Below are 14,674 nucleotides of genomic sequence, written 5' to 3'. Positions count from 1 at the left end.
GATTATGATTTTCTACAAAAGAAAGAATCCTAACATTCATTAGAATTCCAATTGACAAGTAGGAATATTTTAGCAAAGCTTATTTTCGAGCAGTTTTATTTTTCAATTTTTGTATTTATAAAATTTCAATAGAAATTAAGACTCCTTCGGTATAACTATATCCATATCCAAAACCATAACTTCCGCCACCACTTACTTTTTCTGTTTCGGAAAAAACTCTTCGTGAGCTTGATATTCCTTCAGAACTGTATTGGTAATTGTAACGACCCGAAGTGATTGGCGTAATAGAAATAACTCGAATGTTTTGAGAAGACCACTTTTCCATTTCTTCATTAATATCAGCGGATAATCTCTCACCATCAATTTCTGAATCTGACCATCCTACAATTTTTTGAGATGCCACCTTTTGAGTGACTTGTTTTTCACTTCCTAACCAACTCTTTTTTGTTTCACCAGTTGGAACATTTTCAAAAACATCTTGAATAATAGGTTTGAAATGCGCAGGAATAAATATAGTTTTTAGCATTCTGGATTATTAAAATTTTTGTTAATAAATTCAGCTTTTATTATTTTTTTAGTGAGAAAGACAAGTATAATATGAAGCTGAACTGTAATTGAGCTGAGTTTAAGACTATCATACCAAATATACATAATTATACTCTTATTTTATTGCGTATTCCAAAAGCAAAATCCCAACTCTCGTTAGTATTTATTTCGAAAATAAGAGTCATATTTATTTTCTAAGATACTTCTCGACTGCATCAGCAGACGTTCCCACAGCCTTAACTGCTTCTTTCAAACGTTCTTTGGTAACACCAAATTTTTTTGACCAGTAGTCTAACTCCCAACTCTCATTCACATTCACTCTAGTTACATCTAGGGGTTTTTAGTTAAATCATCACTCATAATATTTTTTAGGTTAATAAAAGTAAAGGTAGGACGGTTTTTTGTTACATTTTTACGGATTTCCGTAAAAACAAAAAAATCAAAATCTTGTCTGGATTTATATTTAGTCGATGACCTTATTAGTTTTTACATATTTTCATTTATTAATCTAGTTTCCTCTTCTAAATCCAATTTACTGTCAAAGTTTATTTTTAAATTCATACCAATGTTATAATGGATTATATTAGAATGTGTTATAACTTCAGGGAATTCATCCATTATGTTCAAGCATATTTTTTGCATAATCATTAAACAAACTTTTTTTTCATTTAAAGAATCAGGAATTAAATATTCATAAACCTCATTGTTCGGATTATTAAAAAATGACTTCTTATTTGCTTTAAAATTATGTGCGAGAATATCATTTCTGAATTTTTCTAAATCTTTCCATTTATTAATTCGTTTAATTCCGTATTGATTTAGATTTCTTACTCTTCTTATCGATTCAGCGTATTTTCCATCAAAATTACTTTCATTAAAGTTTTTATATTCATCTAAAAATGATTTAAATTGTATTAAGCAATGATTTGATAAAATTGCTCTTGAGGACATTGAAAATCCAGGTTGATTATAAAAATTTTCATCAAATTTAATTTTACTTAATTCTGAATGGTTTTTTATACATTCCTCAATACAGAGAATTGTTAATTTTATTTGTGTGAAAAGAAAAGATAAAGATTTATAAATTTCAACTAAACGGGTCATTCTTAATAAAATTTGTGATAAGACTCAAATATAATTTTTTTTACTATGCTAAATGTGTAAAATAATAAATCCCAACTCTCGTCAGGATTTATTTTGGAACTTAAAAGTCATATTTATTTTCTAAGATACTTCTCGACTGCATCAGCAGACGTTCCCACAGCCTTAACTGCTTCTTTCAAACGTTCTTTGGTAACACCAAATTTTTTTGACCAGTGGTCTAATTCCCAACTCTCACTCACATTCACTCTAGTTGTATCTAGGGGTTTTTTAGTTAAATCATCACTCATAATAATTTTTTTAGGTTAATAAAAGTAAAGGTAAGAAGGTTTTAAATGGTATTATTACGGTTTTCCATAAAGCAAAAATTCTGATTTTCTTAATACTTTCTTATTCTATAATCAACTCGATATACTTTTTAATATCTTTTTCAAATTTATTATCTGTTGAAAAATAAGTGTAAATAACATTACCTCTATTTTCAACTGTTTTAAAACCATTATTTCTATACCATTCAATTTTAGCTTCCACAGAAGTTAAATATTGATCTGAATTTGTCATACCAAAGTGCTCCCAATAGAATGTTTTTTGAGTTAGTTTGTTCAATATTTTAAAATCAACATATTTTCTGTCATACTTTCCTATAATTTGCGCATCATAACCAATTGCTAAATAATTGCATCTAATTAAATTTTCATAAATTTTTTTTTCTTGCAGAGACCTTAGTTTTGTCCCATTTTCAGCAATTATATACAAACCTGATTTGTAATAGCTTAAACTACTTTCTTTTGTTTCAACTAATTTTCCAGGTTCATTTTTAATTTTAATCTCTCTTGAAAAAAACCATCTGTAAAAATTTTTGTTGTAAGTATCAACGCTATAATTTGGAATTATTTGTTTCATAATCCCGTTATTGTGATATTGTCGAAGGAATTGATTAAACATTTTTCCATCTTTGAAATAACTGTTCAAAATAGGGTCTTTTTTTACAAATTCATATAATTCGTTTGATCTAATTTCAACAGCAGTTTCCCGATTGGACATTAGTATATCCAATCTTTCCTTTATTAATTTAAGAATCTTAATTTCTTGCGGTAGACTTTTCATAGAATTACTGCTAAATCTTAAATATATGCAATTTTTAATTGCTATTTGCAGTCATAAAATCCCAACTCTCATTAGAATTTTATGGAATTTTTCTATTTTTACAAAAAGCACATTTATGAAAACAATTAAAACCTAATCGAGTTATTTAGGTAAGTGCGCAACCAATTCAACTTCTAACTTAGCATCGGGCATATATAATCTTTGTACTTGTATCCAAGTAGCTGCAGGAAAATCATTTTTGTAAAATATTTTCCTAGCATCATTATATTTTTTCATCATTTCAATATCTGTTGTGTACAAATTTTCTTTAACAACGTTTTCGAAAGTAGCACCATAACTTGCCAGTGATGCTTTTAAATCGTTGTAAACAGAAGTAATTCCTTCTGGCGTTATCTTATTAGTTACTGCACCTGAAATATATAAGACATTGTCAACTTTTAAAACTTGACAATATCCTGCAATTGTATCTTGCTTTTTATTATTCCAGTGCCATTTTTCTTTATTAATTTTATTCTCTTGGGCAAATGTAGTGGTAAACACTAACAGAGAACTTAGTAAAAGGAAATATTTCATATTCAAATGAGTAGATTTTGTAGTTTCACTGTATTTTCAAATATAGTAATAAATTGTTTGCAAGGACTGAAATTGAATATTTCCTACCTTTACAAAAAGCCACAAATATGAAAACATTAAAAATTTACAGCACATTTTCAGCAATAGTAATTATTACGCTATCAGTATTTCTTTACCAAAGTGCGACAAAGCTTAACTCGTCTGAGGAAAAGCTAAAGCTAAAAGAAACAGAACTGCAACAAAAAGTAAAACTTTTAAAAGAAACAGATGAAGTTCTACAACAATGTTCTGATAGATACTATAAGGAAATTGGAAAATAAGTATGAGTAAGGAATTATCTTTCTACGAATTCACCCAATTGCCAGAAGAAGAACAATATGAACTTGTTTTTAGCAGTGGTGAATTTATTGATTCATCTGTAAAAGGTGAGGTAAAGTATGTACTTTATAAATTATATAGTTTTTTTGTTGAAGTAGCATACAACAGCTACGATAATAAAATAATAAATATGAGTACGTTTATGAATAGCCAAAAGTAAAAATCTTACATTATTCAGGATTTGTTTTCTCTCATCTTCACTCCTAAAAATGATTATCTCTTTCTTTATGTAATTTCTCCTTAAGTAAACTTAATAAAAAATTTTGGGGTGAATTATTTATAAAATATTGATTTTAAGGTGATTAACTTGTATTTGGTTTCTGCGATAGCAGAGTAGTTTATTTTAGAAACCCAAAATTTTAATTGTGAATAGTTTTTGTAAAGCTATTAGGAAAGTTACTACGTTTTATTGGAAAAATTCAAAATTACAATTTGTAATTTCTGAATTTAATTTCTGAATTTTTTCCAATTCTTCGCTGTTTTCAACAGGATACAATGTTTGAACTCTTAGAAACTCAGCTGTTGATCCACCTTTAATATTCTTTTTTAGTTTCCTAAACCAAATTGCATAAGAGCTTCCTTTATATTTAAAGTAGATGTTTTGCTTATTAAATGATTTTGAAAAATTAGAGGTTGAATAGCATTTTAATAATTCTAAAATAAAGTTTGGAATGTTATCAAATTTTATATTTTGATCAAAGTGGTAACTTTTATCTATTTGATGTTGTTTGATACTTTTTGCGAAATGTCTGAATAATGTATGAACGTACGAGTAAGAATCTATTATAAAGTTATTATTGCCATCATTAAAATTTATTTCAGGATTTCCAATTTCCTCAAATGATTCTTTTACTGTTAAGTATATGTATTTACCGTGGAGAGTTAAAGATTTTTCCAGGTATTTTATATAATTTGATCCAAGCATACTTTGAGAACCGTAGGAATGTAACTCTTTAATTTGATGTTCAGTTTCTCTCGCCAGATACCCTGTCAAGTTATTCTTTTGGGTTTCACCTTTTAGAAGTTTTTTCCAAATTTGATATTCATTTTCAAGAAATGTAACATCAAGAGTCTTTTGTTTTTCAGAAATAACTCCTGATGGATCAATTACTTGTTTGTGACCATTTAAGTCAGAAAAATATAGTAAATAGGCATTTTTAAATCTATAATTTTTGCACTTTTCAACTTGGCTGATATCAAATGCTAATTCGTTAGTACCATCTTTACGTAGTAATTTTATGATTGAACAAGCAAAAGATTCTTCTGCGAGACTAACATTTTTTCCTTCTAACACAGATTTAACAAGTTCCTGCGCAATGGAGTCATATTCTGATTTGTCAACCTTTTCTCCTGAAAATGAATTTAATTTTTCACGACTGTATTTCATTGGATTTCCTTTTAGTTATAAAGTTATCAAATTATGAATTACTTCATTTTTTAAATGTCAAAACTAATGTAAGTGAGTATTTTTAGGAAAATCATTGAAAATTTTAAAAGGATTAAAATAAGTTTTTGCAAAAATGCTATGATTATACATTGCCAAAATATAAAATGAGAGGAGTCTTAATAGTATAAAAATGTGCTTAAACAAGATAGAATTAATAACTTCCTTTACTCGGAATAACGTGACGAACACCACCTCTTGGGTTTTCCATATCACCTTTATATCTTGGAATTATATGACAATGGAAATGAAAAACCGTTTGCCCTGCATCAACTCCGCAGTTCATTCCTATATTGTAAGCATTGGGCTGATATTTAGTTAAGATAAATTCTTTAGCTTTTTCGATCATTTCGGGAAGGTTATTTTTTTCTTCTTCGGTGAGTTCAAAAAAATCCTTTCTAATTTCGTTTGAAATTATTAATAAATGACCTGGGGAAACAGGGAACCCATCTTCTATTATGAAGAAATAATTGCCTTTGTATAAAATTCTATCGTCTGATATTGTTGTGAAATCTTTCATTAGAAAAGAGGGGCAAATTCAACTAAAGGTTTCCATTTTTGGAGTGATAAATTTACTGATAAATTGTATTGCTTTTGTAAAAAACGTTTTCTATCTAATGAAGTTTTCCCGGTCTGATTTACTATCGTTTCACCAAGGGGATGTTTGCTTGCAATGTAAAATTCATTTCTTGTAAAAAGCCTTTCTAAGTATTTTAACTCGGGGATTTTAGAACTCTTCGATAGATTCACAAACTTGTCTGATAAAACCAAATTCCAAACTCCATTTACATTCGCTCCCGATTCATTTATCCTGATTTTATGAACGTGAGGAAAAAAATGATCAACCGTGCATAAATTTTCATCTCCTGATTTTATTGATATATCCTGAAAGGAGTAGAAGCATTTACCTTTCTGATATCCGTTTAATGAAGCTTTAGCAGAGGAGATGTCTTTTCTTCTCATAAAATCACTTTCGATAAAGAGAGTTTGCAGATCGTTATCAATTTTAACTTCAAGTAGATCTGGGTTTATTTTTAAATTCCAAGCAGTTTCTACAAGGTTCCATCGTGCTTCTACCTCTTCGTTGAAATTAGTGAATTGAATACTTTCTTTAAGTTTTAACAATTCATCTCTTACTACAATGTTCTTGTTGGTTCCGTTGTAATCTTTTTCGTAAAATTTGTTTGCTATAATTCCTCCATTAACATTTTGGAAGGCATCAACTACATTTACAAATCCATATTTTTCCGTAATATTTAGCAGATTATCATAATCAATATCACCATGATTGTATTTTCGGCAAGCATTCAAAAATGCACTAGAGTTAGAGTTTCCTTGTTTATCGTTTCTTTTAAGGTGTTCTAAAATACTGTCGACAAAGAGTGATGAGATGTCTTTAAGTGAAAACGTATTTGTTTCTTTTGAAACTAATTTTAAGAGGATCTTTCCGAATGCAAATTTATAAGTCGCAGAATTTTTCCCAAACAATATAATCGCTCGCCATTGGGATTCTAAACTTGGGTCATTTTCCTGGAAATTTAGGGACATTTTGTTAATGAATTTACATTTTAGTTACAGTAAACCAATTATCGTTATAATTTTAATCTGGAATATTTATGCCCTTGGAATTTTCAAATTCTTTAAAGAATCTTTCCAAAGAATATTGTTCGTGTCTAAGAATATTATAAATTGTTGACATCGGAATATTATAACCTTCAGGTAATTTTAACTTTGAAATTGTAGAAGAAGTTATTCCACAGAGTTTAGCATATTCATTTTGTGAAAGTATTTCCCCTTGTTGGTTACGATATTCCCGCAAGAATTTACCTTCAATATAATTGCATAAATGCTTATTAACAAGCGCATTTTTACTATTACGTATCTCTTTATCTTGCATTTTATTATAATCTTTATCAAAAGAAAAGATTAAAATGAAAAATACTGTTCGCTATAGCGAATGATTTGGATATTTTTATTATATTTGTAAAATAAGTTACAGAAGTGTAATTTTGCGATACTTCAACGAAATATTAGAAGCTATTGCTTAGAATCTCAATTCGAAAACTGGTAATTTTTATGACACGAGACGATAAGCAGGAAGCTCACGACCTAGGCGTGGGCTCTCTTATCTGTGTCAAAGGTATACCAGTACCCCGAATTGGATAATGTAGAGTCCCACGCCGTTTTTTTCCAATGCTGTCCGCTTTCTCTACAATTAAACCTAAGCCGCTTCCTTAAAATACGGTATCAGACTGCACGATACAATGGGGTGTACAACTCATTGCGGCTTTAAAGCTTTTATAGGACACAATTTTCATTCAGATTAATTTTTTTAGATGTGCTCTGGGGCAGGAGGTTTTGCTATGTTCTTACTGAGACTTCCCCCAAGCATTATCGATTATTTTGGAATGAAGCGAAGAGAAATAAGATCATCAAGAAATTCTAAAGTAAAAATCAAGTATTAAGAAACAGAAAGTGTAAAATAAGTAGCCATAGAAAAAGAAAAGCCCTCCCTGCATAAACGTATTTTCGAGTTTACACAATGCAGAGAAGAGCCTAAAATTTAACGAATTAAATCTTTTCAAAAGTATGAAAAAAAACTTTTGCAGCCTAAGTCATATTCAATTGGCTTTTGGCTTCACCTTGCTAGCCTCCGGCGTAGCAATAGGGCAGATGCGTGTGATCACAGGCACTGTCACAAATAATAACAGACCAATATCAGGTGTTTATGTATCTCAAGAGGGTAGCGATATAGTTGCAGTAAGTAATGCTTCCGGTATTTATAGTCTGCAGGTATCAGGAAAAAATCCTGTCCTTATGTATAAACATCCAGATTATCCAGACCGTAAAGTTGTGCTTGGTAGCAAACCAACGATAGATGTCTCATTGGGTAGGGAAGGAGAGAAGGCAATTGAGGAAGTGGTTCTTAATGCAGGATATTATAAGGTAAAGGATAAGGAGAGGACAGGAAATATTGCGAAGATCTCTGCAAGGGATATTGAGAACCAACCTGTCACGAATGTTCTTGCTTCAGCGCAGGGGAGAATGGCAGGGGTTTCAATTACCCAGAATTCAGGAACTCCAGGAGGTGGATTTGATATTCAGATCAGGGGTAAGAACAGTATTAGGCGTGAGGGGAATGAGCCTCTGTATATTATTGACGGGATACCGATTCTTTCTGAATCGCCTTCTACCTATAGTGCAGCGGTCTTGCCGTATGGGGCAATCAGCCCGCTCAATGCAATCAATCCTAATGATATTGAGAGTTTTGAGGTGTTAAAAGATGCTGATGCTACTGCTATTTATGGGAGTCGTGGCGCTAATGGAGTAATCATTGTGACGACTAAGAAAGGGAAGAAAGGCAGGTCTGTACTTAAGTTTAATACATCCTATTCGATCAGCACAGTGGCAAACCGTCTGAAAATGATGAATACTTCCGAGTATCTCGGAATGCGCAGACAGGCTTTTCAGAATGACGGGATTACTGCTGTTCCTGCAATAGCTTATGACCTCAACACTTGGAGTCAGGAAAGGGAGACCGACTGGCAGAGACAACTGATAGGTAATAATGCTGACGCTTCTGTGGTACAGTTATCCTTAAGTGGTGGTTCCGAAAACTCGTCTTACCTTATCAGCTATGGTCATAATGAACAGTCTACTGTCTTACCTGCGGGTTTCAGATACAGGTCGAATAATCTGACCGGGAATTTTGGATACAGGAGTCCAGACAGAAAATTGGAGATCAATCTGACCAATACTTTTTCATTTCAGGACAATAATGTGGTAAATGATGATCTTACAAAACGAAGTCTAACGCTAAGTCCGAATGCTCCGGCTCTGTATAATGCGGATGGTTCTCTCAACTGGGAAAATAGTACATTTACCAATCCGGTGGCATCATTTGTAAGTGAATACCTCAATTCCTCAAGCTTTATCAATACGGGAACTCAGTTGTCTTATAAGCTGTTTCCCTTTGTTTCTCTGAAATTTAATGGAGGGCTGACCTATAATATTTTTGAGGAATATTCTCTGAAGCCACATACGATGTACAATCCTTCATTTGGGCTTAATAGTTCGACTTCCAATTCTTCTAAAAACAACAGTTCAAGTTTCTCATATATTCTTGAACCGCAAATTGTAGGGGATTACAGTTGGAACGACCATAGTGTTGAAATGCTCATCGGAGCGACTTTGCAGCAGTCGGAGACCAAGTCTGGAACAATACAGGGTTATGGTTTTGAAAGCAATGCCTTGATAAGGAACATTGCGGCTGCTAAAACAAAGGTGGTGGGTGATCAGGTCAATAACCAGTACAACTATACAGCTGTTTTTGCAAGGCTGAACTATAAATATCTGAAAAGATATATTGTGAATGTGACAGGCAGAAGGGACGGTTCGAGCCGTTTTGGACCTAATAATCGTTTCGGGAATTTTGGTGCAGTGGGTGCTGCGTGGCTGGTTTCAGAAGAACCTTGGGTGAAAAATGTTTCTTGGCTGAGTCTTGCTAAGATAAGAGGTAGTATAGGAACTTCAGGAAATGATAGGATAGGGGATTACCAATATTTGGACACTTATACCGTCTCCACCAATATTTACAATAATACGACCGGACTTAATCCTTCGAGGTTGTATAACCCGAATTTTAGCTGGGAGAAGACCTTGAAAAAGGAACTGGCTGCAGAGTTTTCGTTTTTCAAGAACCGATGGAACCTATCGGGTGCCTATTACGATAATACCTCATCCAATCAGCTGGTCGGGATTCCTCTGCCTGCGACTACGGGATTTTCTTCTATACAGTCTAACCTGCCTGCCAAGGTTAAGAATACAGGCTGGGAGCTGGAAACTTCCGTACAGGTATTGAGAAACTCAAAATTCAGATACAATACTTCAATTAACCTATCAATTCCCAACAGTAAATTGGTGGAATTTCCTAATCTTGAAGGTTCCACCTATTCCAATCAGTATGTTATAGGATATCCGACAACGTTAGTTAAAGTCTATCAGTTTGAAGGCATCAATCCGATAACTGGATTGTATCAATTCACGGACTTTAATAGCGACGGGAAAATATCGTCGCCTGATGATAACAAAGTTGTTGAAAAGATCGGAATGAAGTTCTTTAGCGGATGGTCGAATAATTTGAGCTATGGCCCTTGGTCGGCTTCTTTTCTTTGGTATTTCGTGAAGCAGAGAAACTGGAATTATAACCGCCAGATGGTGATTCCGGGATCTATGAACAATCAGCCTGCTGAAGTTCTGGATGTGTGGTCAACTGCTAATCCTTCGGGAGCTTATATGCCTTACAGTTCAGGAAGTATTGCCGCAAAAACTTCGGCGCATTCATTCTTTCAGAATTCAACCGCTGCCATTGGTGATGCTTCATTCATTCGATTGAAAAATGTGCAGATCAGTTACAAGATTCCTGTAAATGATCTGGGAATTAAAGAGGCGACCATCTATGTTCAGGGACAGAACCTTTTAACGGTGACTAAGTATTTTGGATTAGATCCGGAGTTTGTCCTGAATGGATTCCTTCCGCCTTTGAAGACTTATTCTCTGGGCTTTCAGATCATATTTTAATGACCTTTTTTTGATAACATTCTAAATAATAATTATGACAATAAAAATCAAATATATAATAGCAGCAGGAATGTTAAGCACTGCTTTGTTATGTAATATCTCTTGTGAAAAATTCATAGAGACGGATTTTCCATCCAATCAAATTCCGACCCAATTGGTGTTTGAAGATGAACAGACTGCGGATGCCGCATTGGCAGGACTATATTCCAGCCTTTGGACTAATTCAATGTACTCAGGCGGAGTTGAGGGAATGGGCGCACTGTTAGGAACATATACCGATGACCTATCGTGTGTTTATACTAGTTCTTCCAATGGCGCACTCGATCTGTTCAATAATCAGCAGATTCCAACAAATACGGCAGTGACCTCGTTCTGGACATTTGCCTATCAGCAGATTTACGCTGCAAACAGCATTATTGAAGGTGTGAGAAATTCCAAAACACTTTCTGATGCAGTCAAAGACAGAATCACAGGTGAGGCACTTTTTGTAAGATCCATACTTTATATGCAGCTGTACCAGATCTTTGGTGAAATACCATACGCTGACACCACAGATTATGTCGTAAACAGTCAACTTGGCCGAATGCCTAAAAACGAACTGCTGTTGAAGATCGAGACCGATCTTTCGGAAGCTATCAACCTATTACCTACCACATATAAAAATGCAGAAAGAATCTATCCCAACAAATATGCAGGTTATATGGTATTGGCTAAAATGAAAATGTTGTTAAAGAAATGGAATGAGGCAGAAATCCTTTGTTCCACGATTATGCAGAATTCTACTTACGTTTATCAGACCGATATTACAAAAGTTTTCCAGAAAAGCGGTACCCATATTATATGGCAGCTTAAACCGAAGAATACCAATGATGCAACAAAAGAAGCTTCATTGTATACTTTTTCTGGAGCTCCTACATCATTTGTGTTAAGACCTGAGCTGATCAGTTTATTTGCTGCGACTGATCTGCGTCGTCAAAACTATATCGCAACGGTGCCTTTCGGTCAGCAGACAAATTACCGTTCTGCAAAATATAAAAATCTTGCGGTGAATAATCCTACAGAATATTCAATTATATACCGCCTTGATGAGGTTTATCTGATGCAGGCAGAAATCCTAACCGAGCTGGATCGTTCTTCAGAAGCAATTCCGCTTATTAACAGATCAAGACAGCGTGCAGGGCTTCCGACATTGAGCAATACATTATCTGCAAATGATGTCAAGATCCAGATGCGTGAAGAAAAAAGGAGAGAGTTTTTTACTGAACACGGCATCAGGTTTTTTGATCTGAAGCGATGGGGACTGCTGGATCAACTGGTCATGGTAAAACCAAATTGGAAAAGCTTTCATTCAAACTGGCCACTGCCTCAAAAAGAACTGCTTTTAAATCCGAAGCTTAATCCACAGAATACAGGTTACTAATGAAGGCTCTTATGAATAGTTTTTTATGTAAAGTCATCTACATCATAATGATGTTGTTGGGGATGTTCGTCATAAGGTATCACTTGGTATTGCAAGCACAAACACCCAGACCTGAGCTTGAAAAATTAGCAAAGGATATAGTGGAACCTTTGGTAACTCAACTATCTCCGGACGGAAAGTATGTGCTGATGTTTGAGACCAATGAGGATTCAAAAATAAGTCTTATCATTTCTGAAACTCAGAAACCTTTCAGAAAGATCCACAAGACCAATGTTTCAAAGAATTTCTTTTTGAGCAATGATGTATTGGTTCTGCAGGTAGGGAGTGTCTTTCAGAAGATAGATCTAAAGTCTCAGAAGGAATCTGAAATACAAAACATCAAGACCATTGATTTTTTAGAAGCTGAAAAACAGCTATTGATTCATTATGACATCAGTAAAAACAATATGCTGGAAATTTATGATGATCACTTTATTTTGAGACAACGAATTGAATCAGTCTCACGATGGCAGAAAACAGAAGGAGATCTGATCATTTTTGAGGATAAGGGAGAAAAGAAAAATTTATTGAAGATCAGTTCAGACGGCCGTTCAAATAGAACAATTTGGTCATCGGAGGATGAAATTTACAATGTGGCAAAATCGGACACAGAAAAAAAAGGATATGTAGTTTCTGTATCAGCAGCAAAAGGACTGAAAACTTATTTTGTGAGTTCTGATCTGACTATCGTGGAACTGGATGCTCCTTCGATCGGTAATTACACTCAGATCAATGTTAAGAAGTCGTCAGATGCAAATGCTATATTCCTGACACTCAGCAAAAGGCTTCCTGCAGATAATAAGATAGTAAGTGTCTGGTATGGCAAAGAAAAAGATTTAAGCAATTATTTTTATGGAGAAAGACCCTCCATTGATGTTTTATGGTATCCTGAGGAACAGAAAGTCATTAAATTGGATTCAGATTATGCCGGATATACGGGCATCGGCAGGTCAAATCTTTTTCTCAGAAGAAGGGTGGACAAAGAAAAAGTAGATGTAATAGAAGGCGCTGATAAGGTAGATCATGGTGAGATGCATTTATGGAACGCTGTAACAGGTGCGGATGAATTGCTTGATAAAGATGGAGATGTGATGTATTTTGATAAAGAAGGGAATTTTATTCTTAGGTATGTAGGGGCTAACTGGAAACTTTTGGACACCAGAACAATGACGGATAAATTTGTAGGTATGCCATCCAAAGCAGTTCCATACTTTAGTTCGTCAGGAACAATTTTATGGTCTTCAAAAGGTGAATTATGGGAGCAGAATACAAATGACCTTCAAAAGAAAAAAATAATGTCGGTCAACGCGGATAGCATTGAGGTTATCAACGTAGTGAAAAAATCAACAGAAGCAGGTTTTCACAGAAAGTATTATTATTTGGATGATTCTTACCCACTAATTGCTGCACATTACGATAACGATCTGCGATCAACCTACTATATGTTGGATCAAGGCAAGAAGTTTGTCATTATTCAAGAAAGCACAGATCGAATCAAACATCTTCAGGTAAGTAATGATGGTAAAAATTTTATATGGACTGAAGAGAATTACAATAAGCCGCCTGTGGTAATGGCGAAAATAAAATCCTCAGCTTCCAGAGCAGTTTATCAATATAATTCTCAGGATAAAGGAGCCAGAACAATTACTAAAAAGCAGCTGTACTATAAAGGTGTCAATAATGAAGATCTTCAGGCAAGCCTGTTCTTACCTGCAAATTTTGATCCTCAAAAAAAATATCCTGTCGTATTATGGATCTACGAAAAACAACAAGAGTTTACCGATAAGTATTTAGTGCCTACCTTTAAAAATAGACGCGGTTTTAATGCCAGATTATTGCTCGAATCTGGATATATGGTGCTGGTGCCAGATATTAATTATGACAATAAAGGAGCAGGACTGTCAGCCTTACAGTGTATAAACAATGCTTTGGATGAGCTTGCAAAATTGGAGCAGTTCGATATGAGAAAGATTGCACTTATGGGGCAGTCGTTTGGTGGCTATGAGACCAATTTTATCGCTACACACAGCAATCGTTTTGCTGCATATATTTCCGGGGCATCTCCGTCAGACATCATTCATATGGCTAATTCGTTTAACTATAACTTCAAATCACCTGATTATTATCGTATTGAAGGTGGACAATTTAGAATGGTTGAAAGTTTTGAGAGTAATAAGCAGAAATATTTTGATAACAATCCTATTTATCACGCATCAAAAGTGATTGCGCCGATGCTTTTATGGACAGGTACCGAGGATAAGAATGTTGATCAGGAGGAGACCAGAACATTTTTCAGTGCGCTGAGAAAATACAGGAAAACAGTTATAGCATTGTTTTATGCAGGCGAAGGGCATACAATAACGCAATATCCTGCACAAAAGGACTATACATTAAGAATGCTGGATTGGTTCGAATATTTTTTAAAGGATAAAAGAAATATCCCTTGGATAGATAAACAAATGAAGGATGCTTATTAGCATCCTTCA

Annotated in this window: 14 protein-coding genes and 1 pseudogene; 5 read left to right on the top strand and 10 right to left on the bottom strand. The window is 33.9% G+C overall.

Annotated features, from left to right (window positions below; translation table 11 throughout):
- Positions 1-115: 115 nt before the first annotated feature.
- The 6 genes and pseudogenes from LO744_RS11865 to LO744_RS11845 form a co-directional block, all read right to left on the bottom strand.
- The gene (locus LO744_RS11865; RefSeq protein WP_230669520.1) at positions 116-526 is read right to left on the bottom strand and encodes a hypothetical protein; all 411 of its coding nucleotides are present in this window, start codon (positions 524-526) and stop codon (positions 116-118) included.
- Positions 527-733: 207 nt separating this feature from the next.
- Positions 734-871 (bottom strand): annotated as a pseudogene (locus LO744_RS20485) (DUF3606 domain-containing protein); the annotation flags it as partial.
- Positions 872-1,032: 161 nt separating this feature from the next.
- Entirely contained in the window at positions 1,033-1,650 is a 618-nt protein-coding gene (locus tag LO744_RS11860; protein ID WP_230669519.1) for a hypothetical protein, read from the bottom strand.
- A gap of 113 nt (positions 1,651-1,763) precedes the next feature.
- The gene (locus LO744_RS11855) at positions 1,764-1,937 is read right to left on the bottom strand and encodes a DUF3606 domain-containing protein (protein ID WP_230669518.1); all 174 of its coding nucleotides are present in this window, start codon (positions 1,935-1,937) and stop codon (positions 1,764-1,766) included.
- Between the two features lie 100 nt (positions 1,938-2,037).
- Positions 2,038-2,754 carry a hypothetical protein gene (locus LO744_RS11850; protein ID WP_230669517.1) on the bottom strand — a complete coding sequence of 239 codons (717 nt, stop codon included), beginning with the start codon at positions 2,752-2,754 and terminating at the stop codon, positions 2,038-2,040.
- A gap of 141 nt (positions 2,755-2,895) precedes the next feature.
- Positions 2,896-3,327: a RidA family protein gene (locus LO744_RS11845; RefSeq protein ID WP_230669515.1), complete on the bottom strand. Its 432-nt coding sequence runs from the start codon at positions 3,325-3,327 to the stop codon at positions 2,896-2,898.
- A gap of 107 nt (positions 3,328-3,434) precedes the next feature.
- Between LO744_RS11845 and LO744_RS11840 the strand changes: the two genes are divergently transcribed.
- The gene (locus LO744_RS11840) at positions 3,435-3,647 is read left to right on the top strand and encodes a hypothetical protein (RefSeq protein ID WP_230669513.1); all 213 of its coding nucleotides are present in this window, start codon (positions 3,435-3,437) and stop codon (positions 3,645-3,647) included.
- A 2-nt stretch (positions 3,648-3,649) separates the two neighbouring features.
- Entirely contained in the window at positions 3,650-3,865 is a 216-nt protein-coding gene (locus LO744_RS11835) for a hypothetical protein (protein ID WP_230669511.1), read from the top strand.
- A gap of 246 nt (positions 3,866-4,111) precedes the next feature.
- On the opposite strand, the gene LO744_RS11830 is transcribed toward LO744_RS11835, so the two are convergent.
- The 4 genes from LO744_RS11830 to LO744_RS11815 form a co-directional block, all read right to left on the bottom strand.
- Positions 4,112-5,092 carry a hypothetical protein gene (locus LO744_RS11830; protein ID WP_230669509.1) on the bottom strand — a complete coding sequence of 327 codons (981 nt, stop codon included), beginning with the start codon at positions 5,090-5,092 and terminating at the stop codon, positions 4,112-4,114.
- Between the two features lie 211 nt (positions 5,093-5,303).
- Complete coding sequence (locus tag LO744_RS11825; RefSeq protein WP_230669504.1) at positions 5,304-5,669, bottom strand: HIT family protein; 366 nt, start codon at positions 5,667-5,669, stop codon at positions 5,304-5,306.
- A complete protein-coding gene (locus tag LO744_RS11820) occupies positions 5,669-6,697 on the bottom strand; it encodes an HNH endonuclease family protein (RefSeq protein WP_230669502.1) in 1,029 nt (342 codons plus the stop codon). Before LO744_RS11820 ends, LO744_RS11825 begins: the two co-directional genes overlap by 1 nt.
- Before the next feature lie 52 nt (positions 6,698-6,749).
- The gene (locus LO744_RS11815) at positions 6,750-7,046 is read right to left on the bottom strand and encodes a helix-turn-helix domain-containing protein (protein WP_230669500.1); all 297 of its coding nucleotides are present in this window, start codon (positions 7,044-7,046) and stop codon (positions 6,750-6,752) included.
- Between the two features lie 692 nt (positions 7,047-7,738).
- Here LO744_RS11815 and LO744_RS11810 point away from each other — a divergent pair.
- The 3 genes from LO744_RS11810 to LO744_RS11800 are packed head-to-tail and all read left to right on the top strand — an operon-like array spanning position 7,739 to position 14,665.
- Entirely contained in the window at positions 7,739-10,729 is a 2,991-nt protein-coding gene (locus LO744_RS11810) for a SusC/RagA family TonB-linked outer membrane protein (protein WP_230669498.1), read from the top strand.
- A 34-nt stretch (positions 10,730-10,763) separates the two neighbouring features.
- Complete coding sequence (locus LO744_RS11805; RefSeq protein WP_230669496.1) at positions 10,764-12,149, top strand: RagB/SusD family nutrient uptake outer membrane protein; 1,386 nt, start codon at positions 10,764-10,766, stop codon at positions 12,147-12,149.
- Positions 12,149-14,665, top strand: coding sequence for an alpha/beta hydrolase family protein (locus LO744_RS11800; RefSeq protein WP_230669494.1), 2,517 nt, complete (start codon positions 12,149-12,151; stop codon positions 14,663-14,665). The genes LO744_RS11805 and LO744_RS11800 overlap by 1 nt, the downstream gene beginning before the upstream one ends.
- Positions 14,666-14,674 lie beyond the last annotated feature (9 nt).

The organism is Chryseobacterium turcicum (genome assembly GCF_021010565.1).
Taxonomy (GTDB): domain Bacteria; phylum Bacteroidota; class Bacteroidia; order Flavobacteriales; family Weeksellaceae; genus Chryseobacterium; species Chryseobacterium turcicum.
The sequence above is the reverse complement of the archived record's forward strand: the minus strand, read 5'-3'. Positions and strand labels throughout refer to the sequence as shown.

What these genes read in the sequence shown, in the direction of transcription:
- LO744_RS11865 (WP_230669520.1), bottom strand. Translation starts at nt 526, where the DNA reads ATGCTAAAAACTATATTTATTCCTGCGCATTTCAAACCTATTATTCAA.
- LO744_RS11860 (WP_230669519.1), bottom strand. Translation starts at nt 1,650, where the DNA reads ATGACCCGTTTAGTTGAAATTTATAAATCTTTATCTTTTCTTTTCACA.
- LO744_RS11855 (WP_230669518.1), bottom strand. Translation starts at nt 1,937, where the DNA reads ATGAGTGATGATTTAACTAAAAAACCCCTAGATACAACTAGAGTGAAT.
- LO744_RS11850 (WP_230669517.1), bottom strand. Translation starts at nt 2,754, where the DNA reads ATGAAAAGTCTACCGCAAGAAATTAAGATTCTTAAATTAATAAAGGAA.
- LO744_RS11845 (WP_230669515.1), bottom strand. Translation starts at nt 3,327, where the DNA reads ATGAAATATTTCCTTTTACTAAGTTCTCTGTTAGTGTTTACCACTACA.
- LO744_RS11840 (WP_230669513.1), top strand. Translation starts at nt 3,435, where the DNA reads ATGAAAACATTAAAAATTTACAGCACATTTTCAGCAATAGTAATTATT.
- LO744_RS11835 (WP_230669511.1), top strand. Translation starts at nt 3,650, where the DNA reads ATGAGTAAGGAATTATCTTTCTACGAATTCACCCAATTGCCAGAAGAA.
- LO744_RS11830 (WP_230669509.1), bottom strand. Translation starts at nt 5,092, where the DNA reads ATGAAATACAGTCGTGAAAAATTAAATTCATTTTCAGGAGAAAAGGTT.
- LO744_RS11825 (WP_230669504.1), bottom strand. Translation starts at nt 5,669, where the DNA reads ATGAAAGATTTCACAACAATATCAGACGATAGAATTTTATACAAAGGC.
- LO744_RS11820 (WP_230669502.1), bottom strand. Translation starts at nt 6,697, where the DNA reads ATGTCCCTAAATTTCCAGGAAAATGACCCAAGTTTAGAATCCCAATGG.
- LO744_RS11815 (WP_230669500.1), bottom strand. Translation starts at nt 7,046, where the DNA reads ATGCAAGATAAAGAGATACGTAATAGTAAAAATGCGCTTGTTAATAAG.
- LO744_RS11810 (WP_230669498.1), top strand. Translation starts at nt 7,739, where the DNA reads ATGAAAAAAAACTTTTGCAGCCTAAGTCATATTCAATTGGCTTTTGGC.
- LO744_RS11805 (WP_230669496.1), top strand. Translation starts at nt 10,764, where the DNA reads ATGACAATAAAAATCAAATATATAATAGCAGCAGGAATGTTAAGCACT.
- LO744_RS11800 (WP_230669494.1), top strand. Translation starts at nt 12,149, where the DNA reads ATGAAGGCTCTTATGAATAGTTTTTTATGTAAAGTCATCTACATCATA.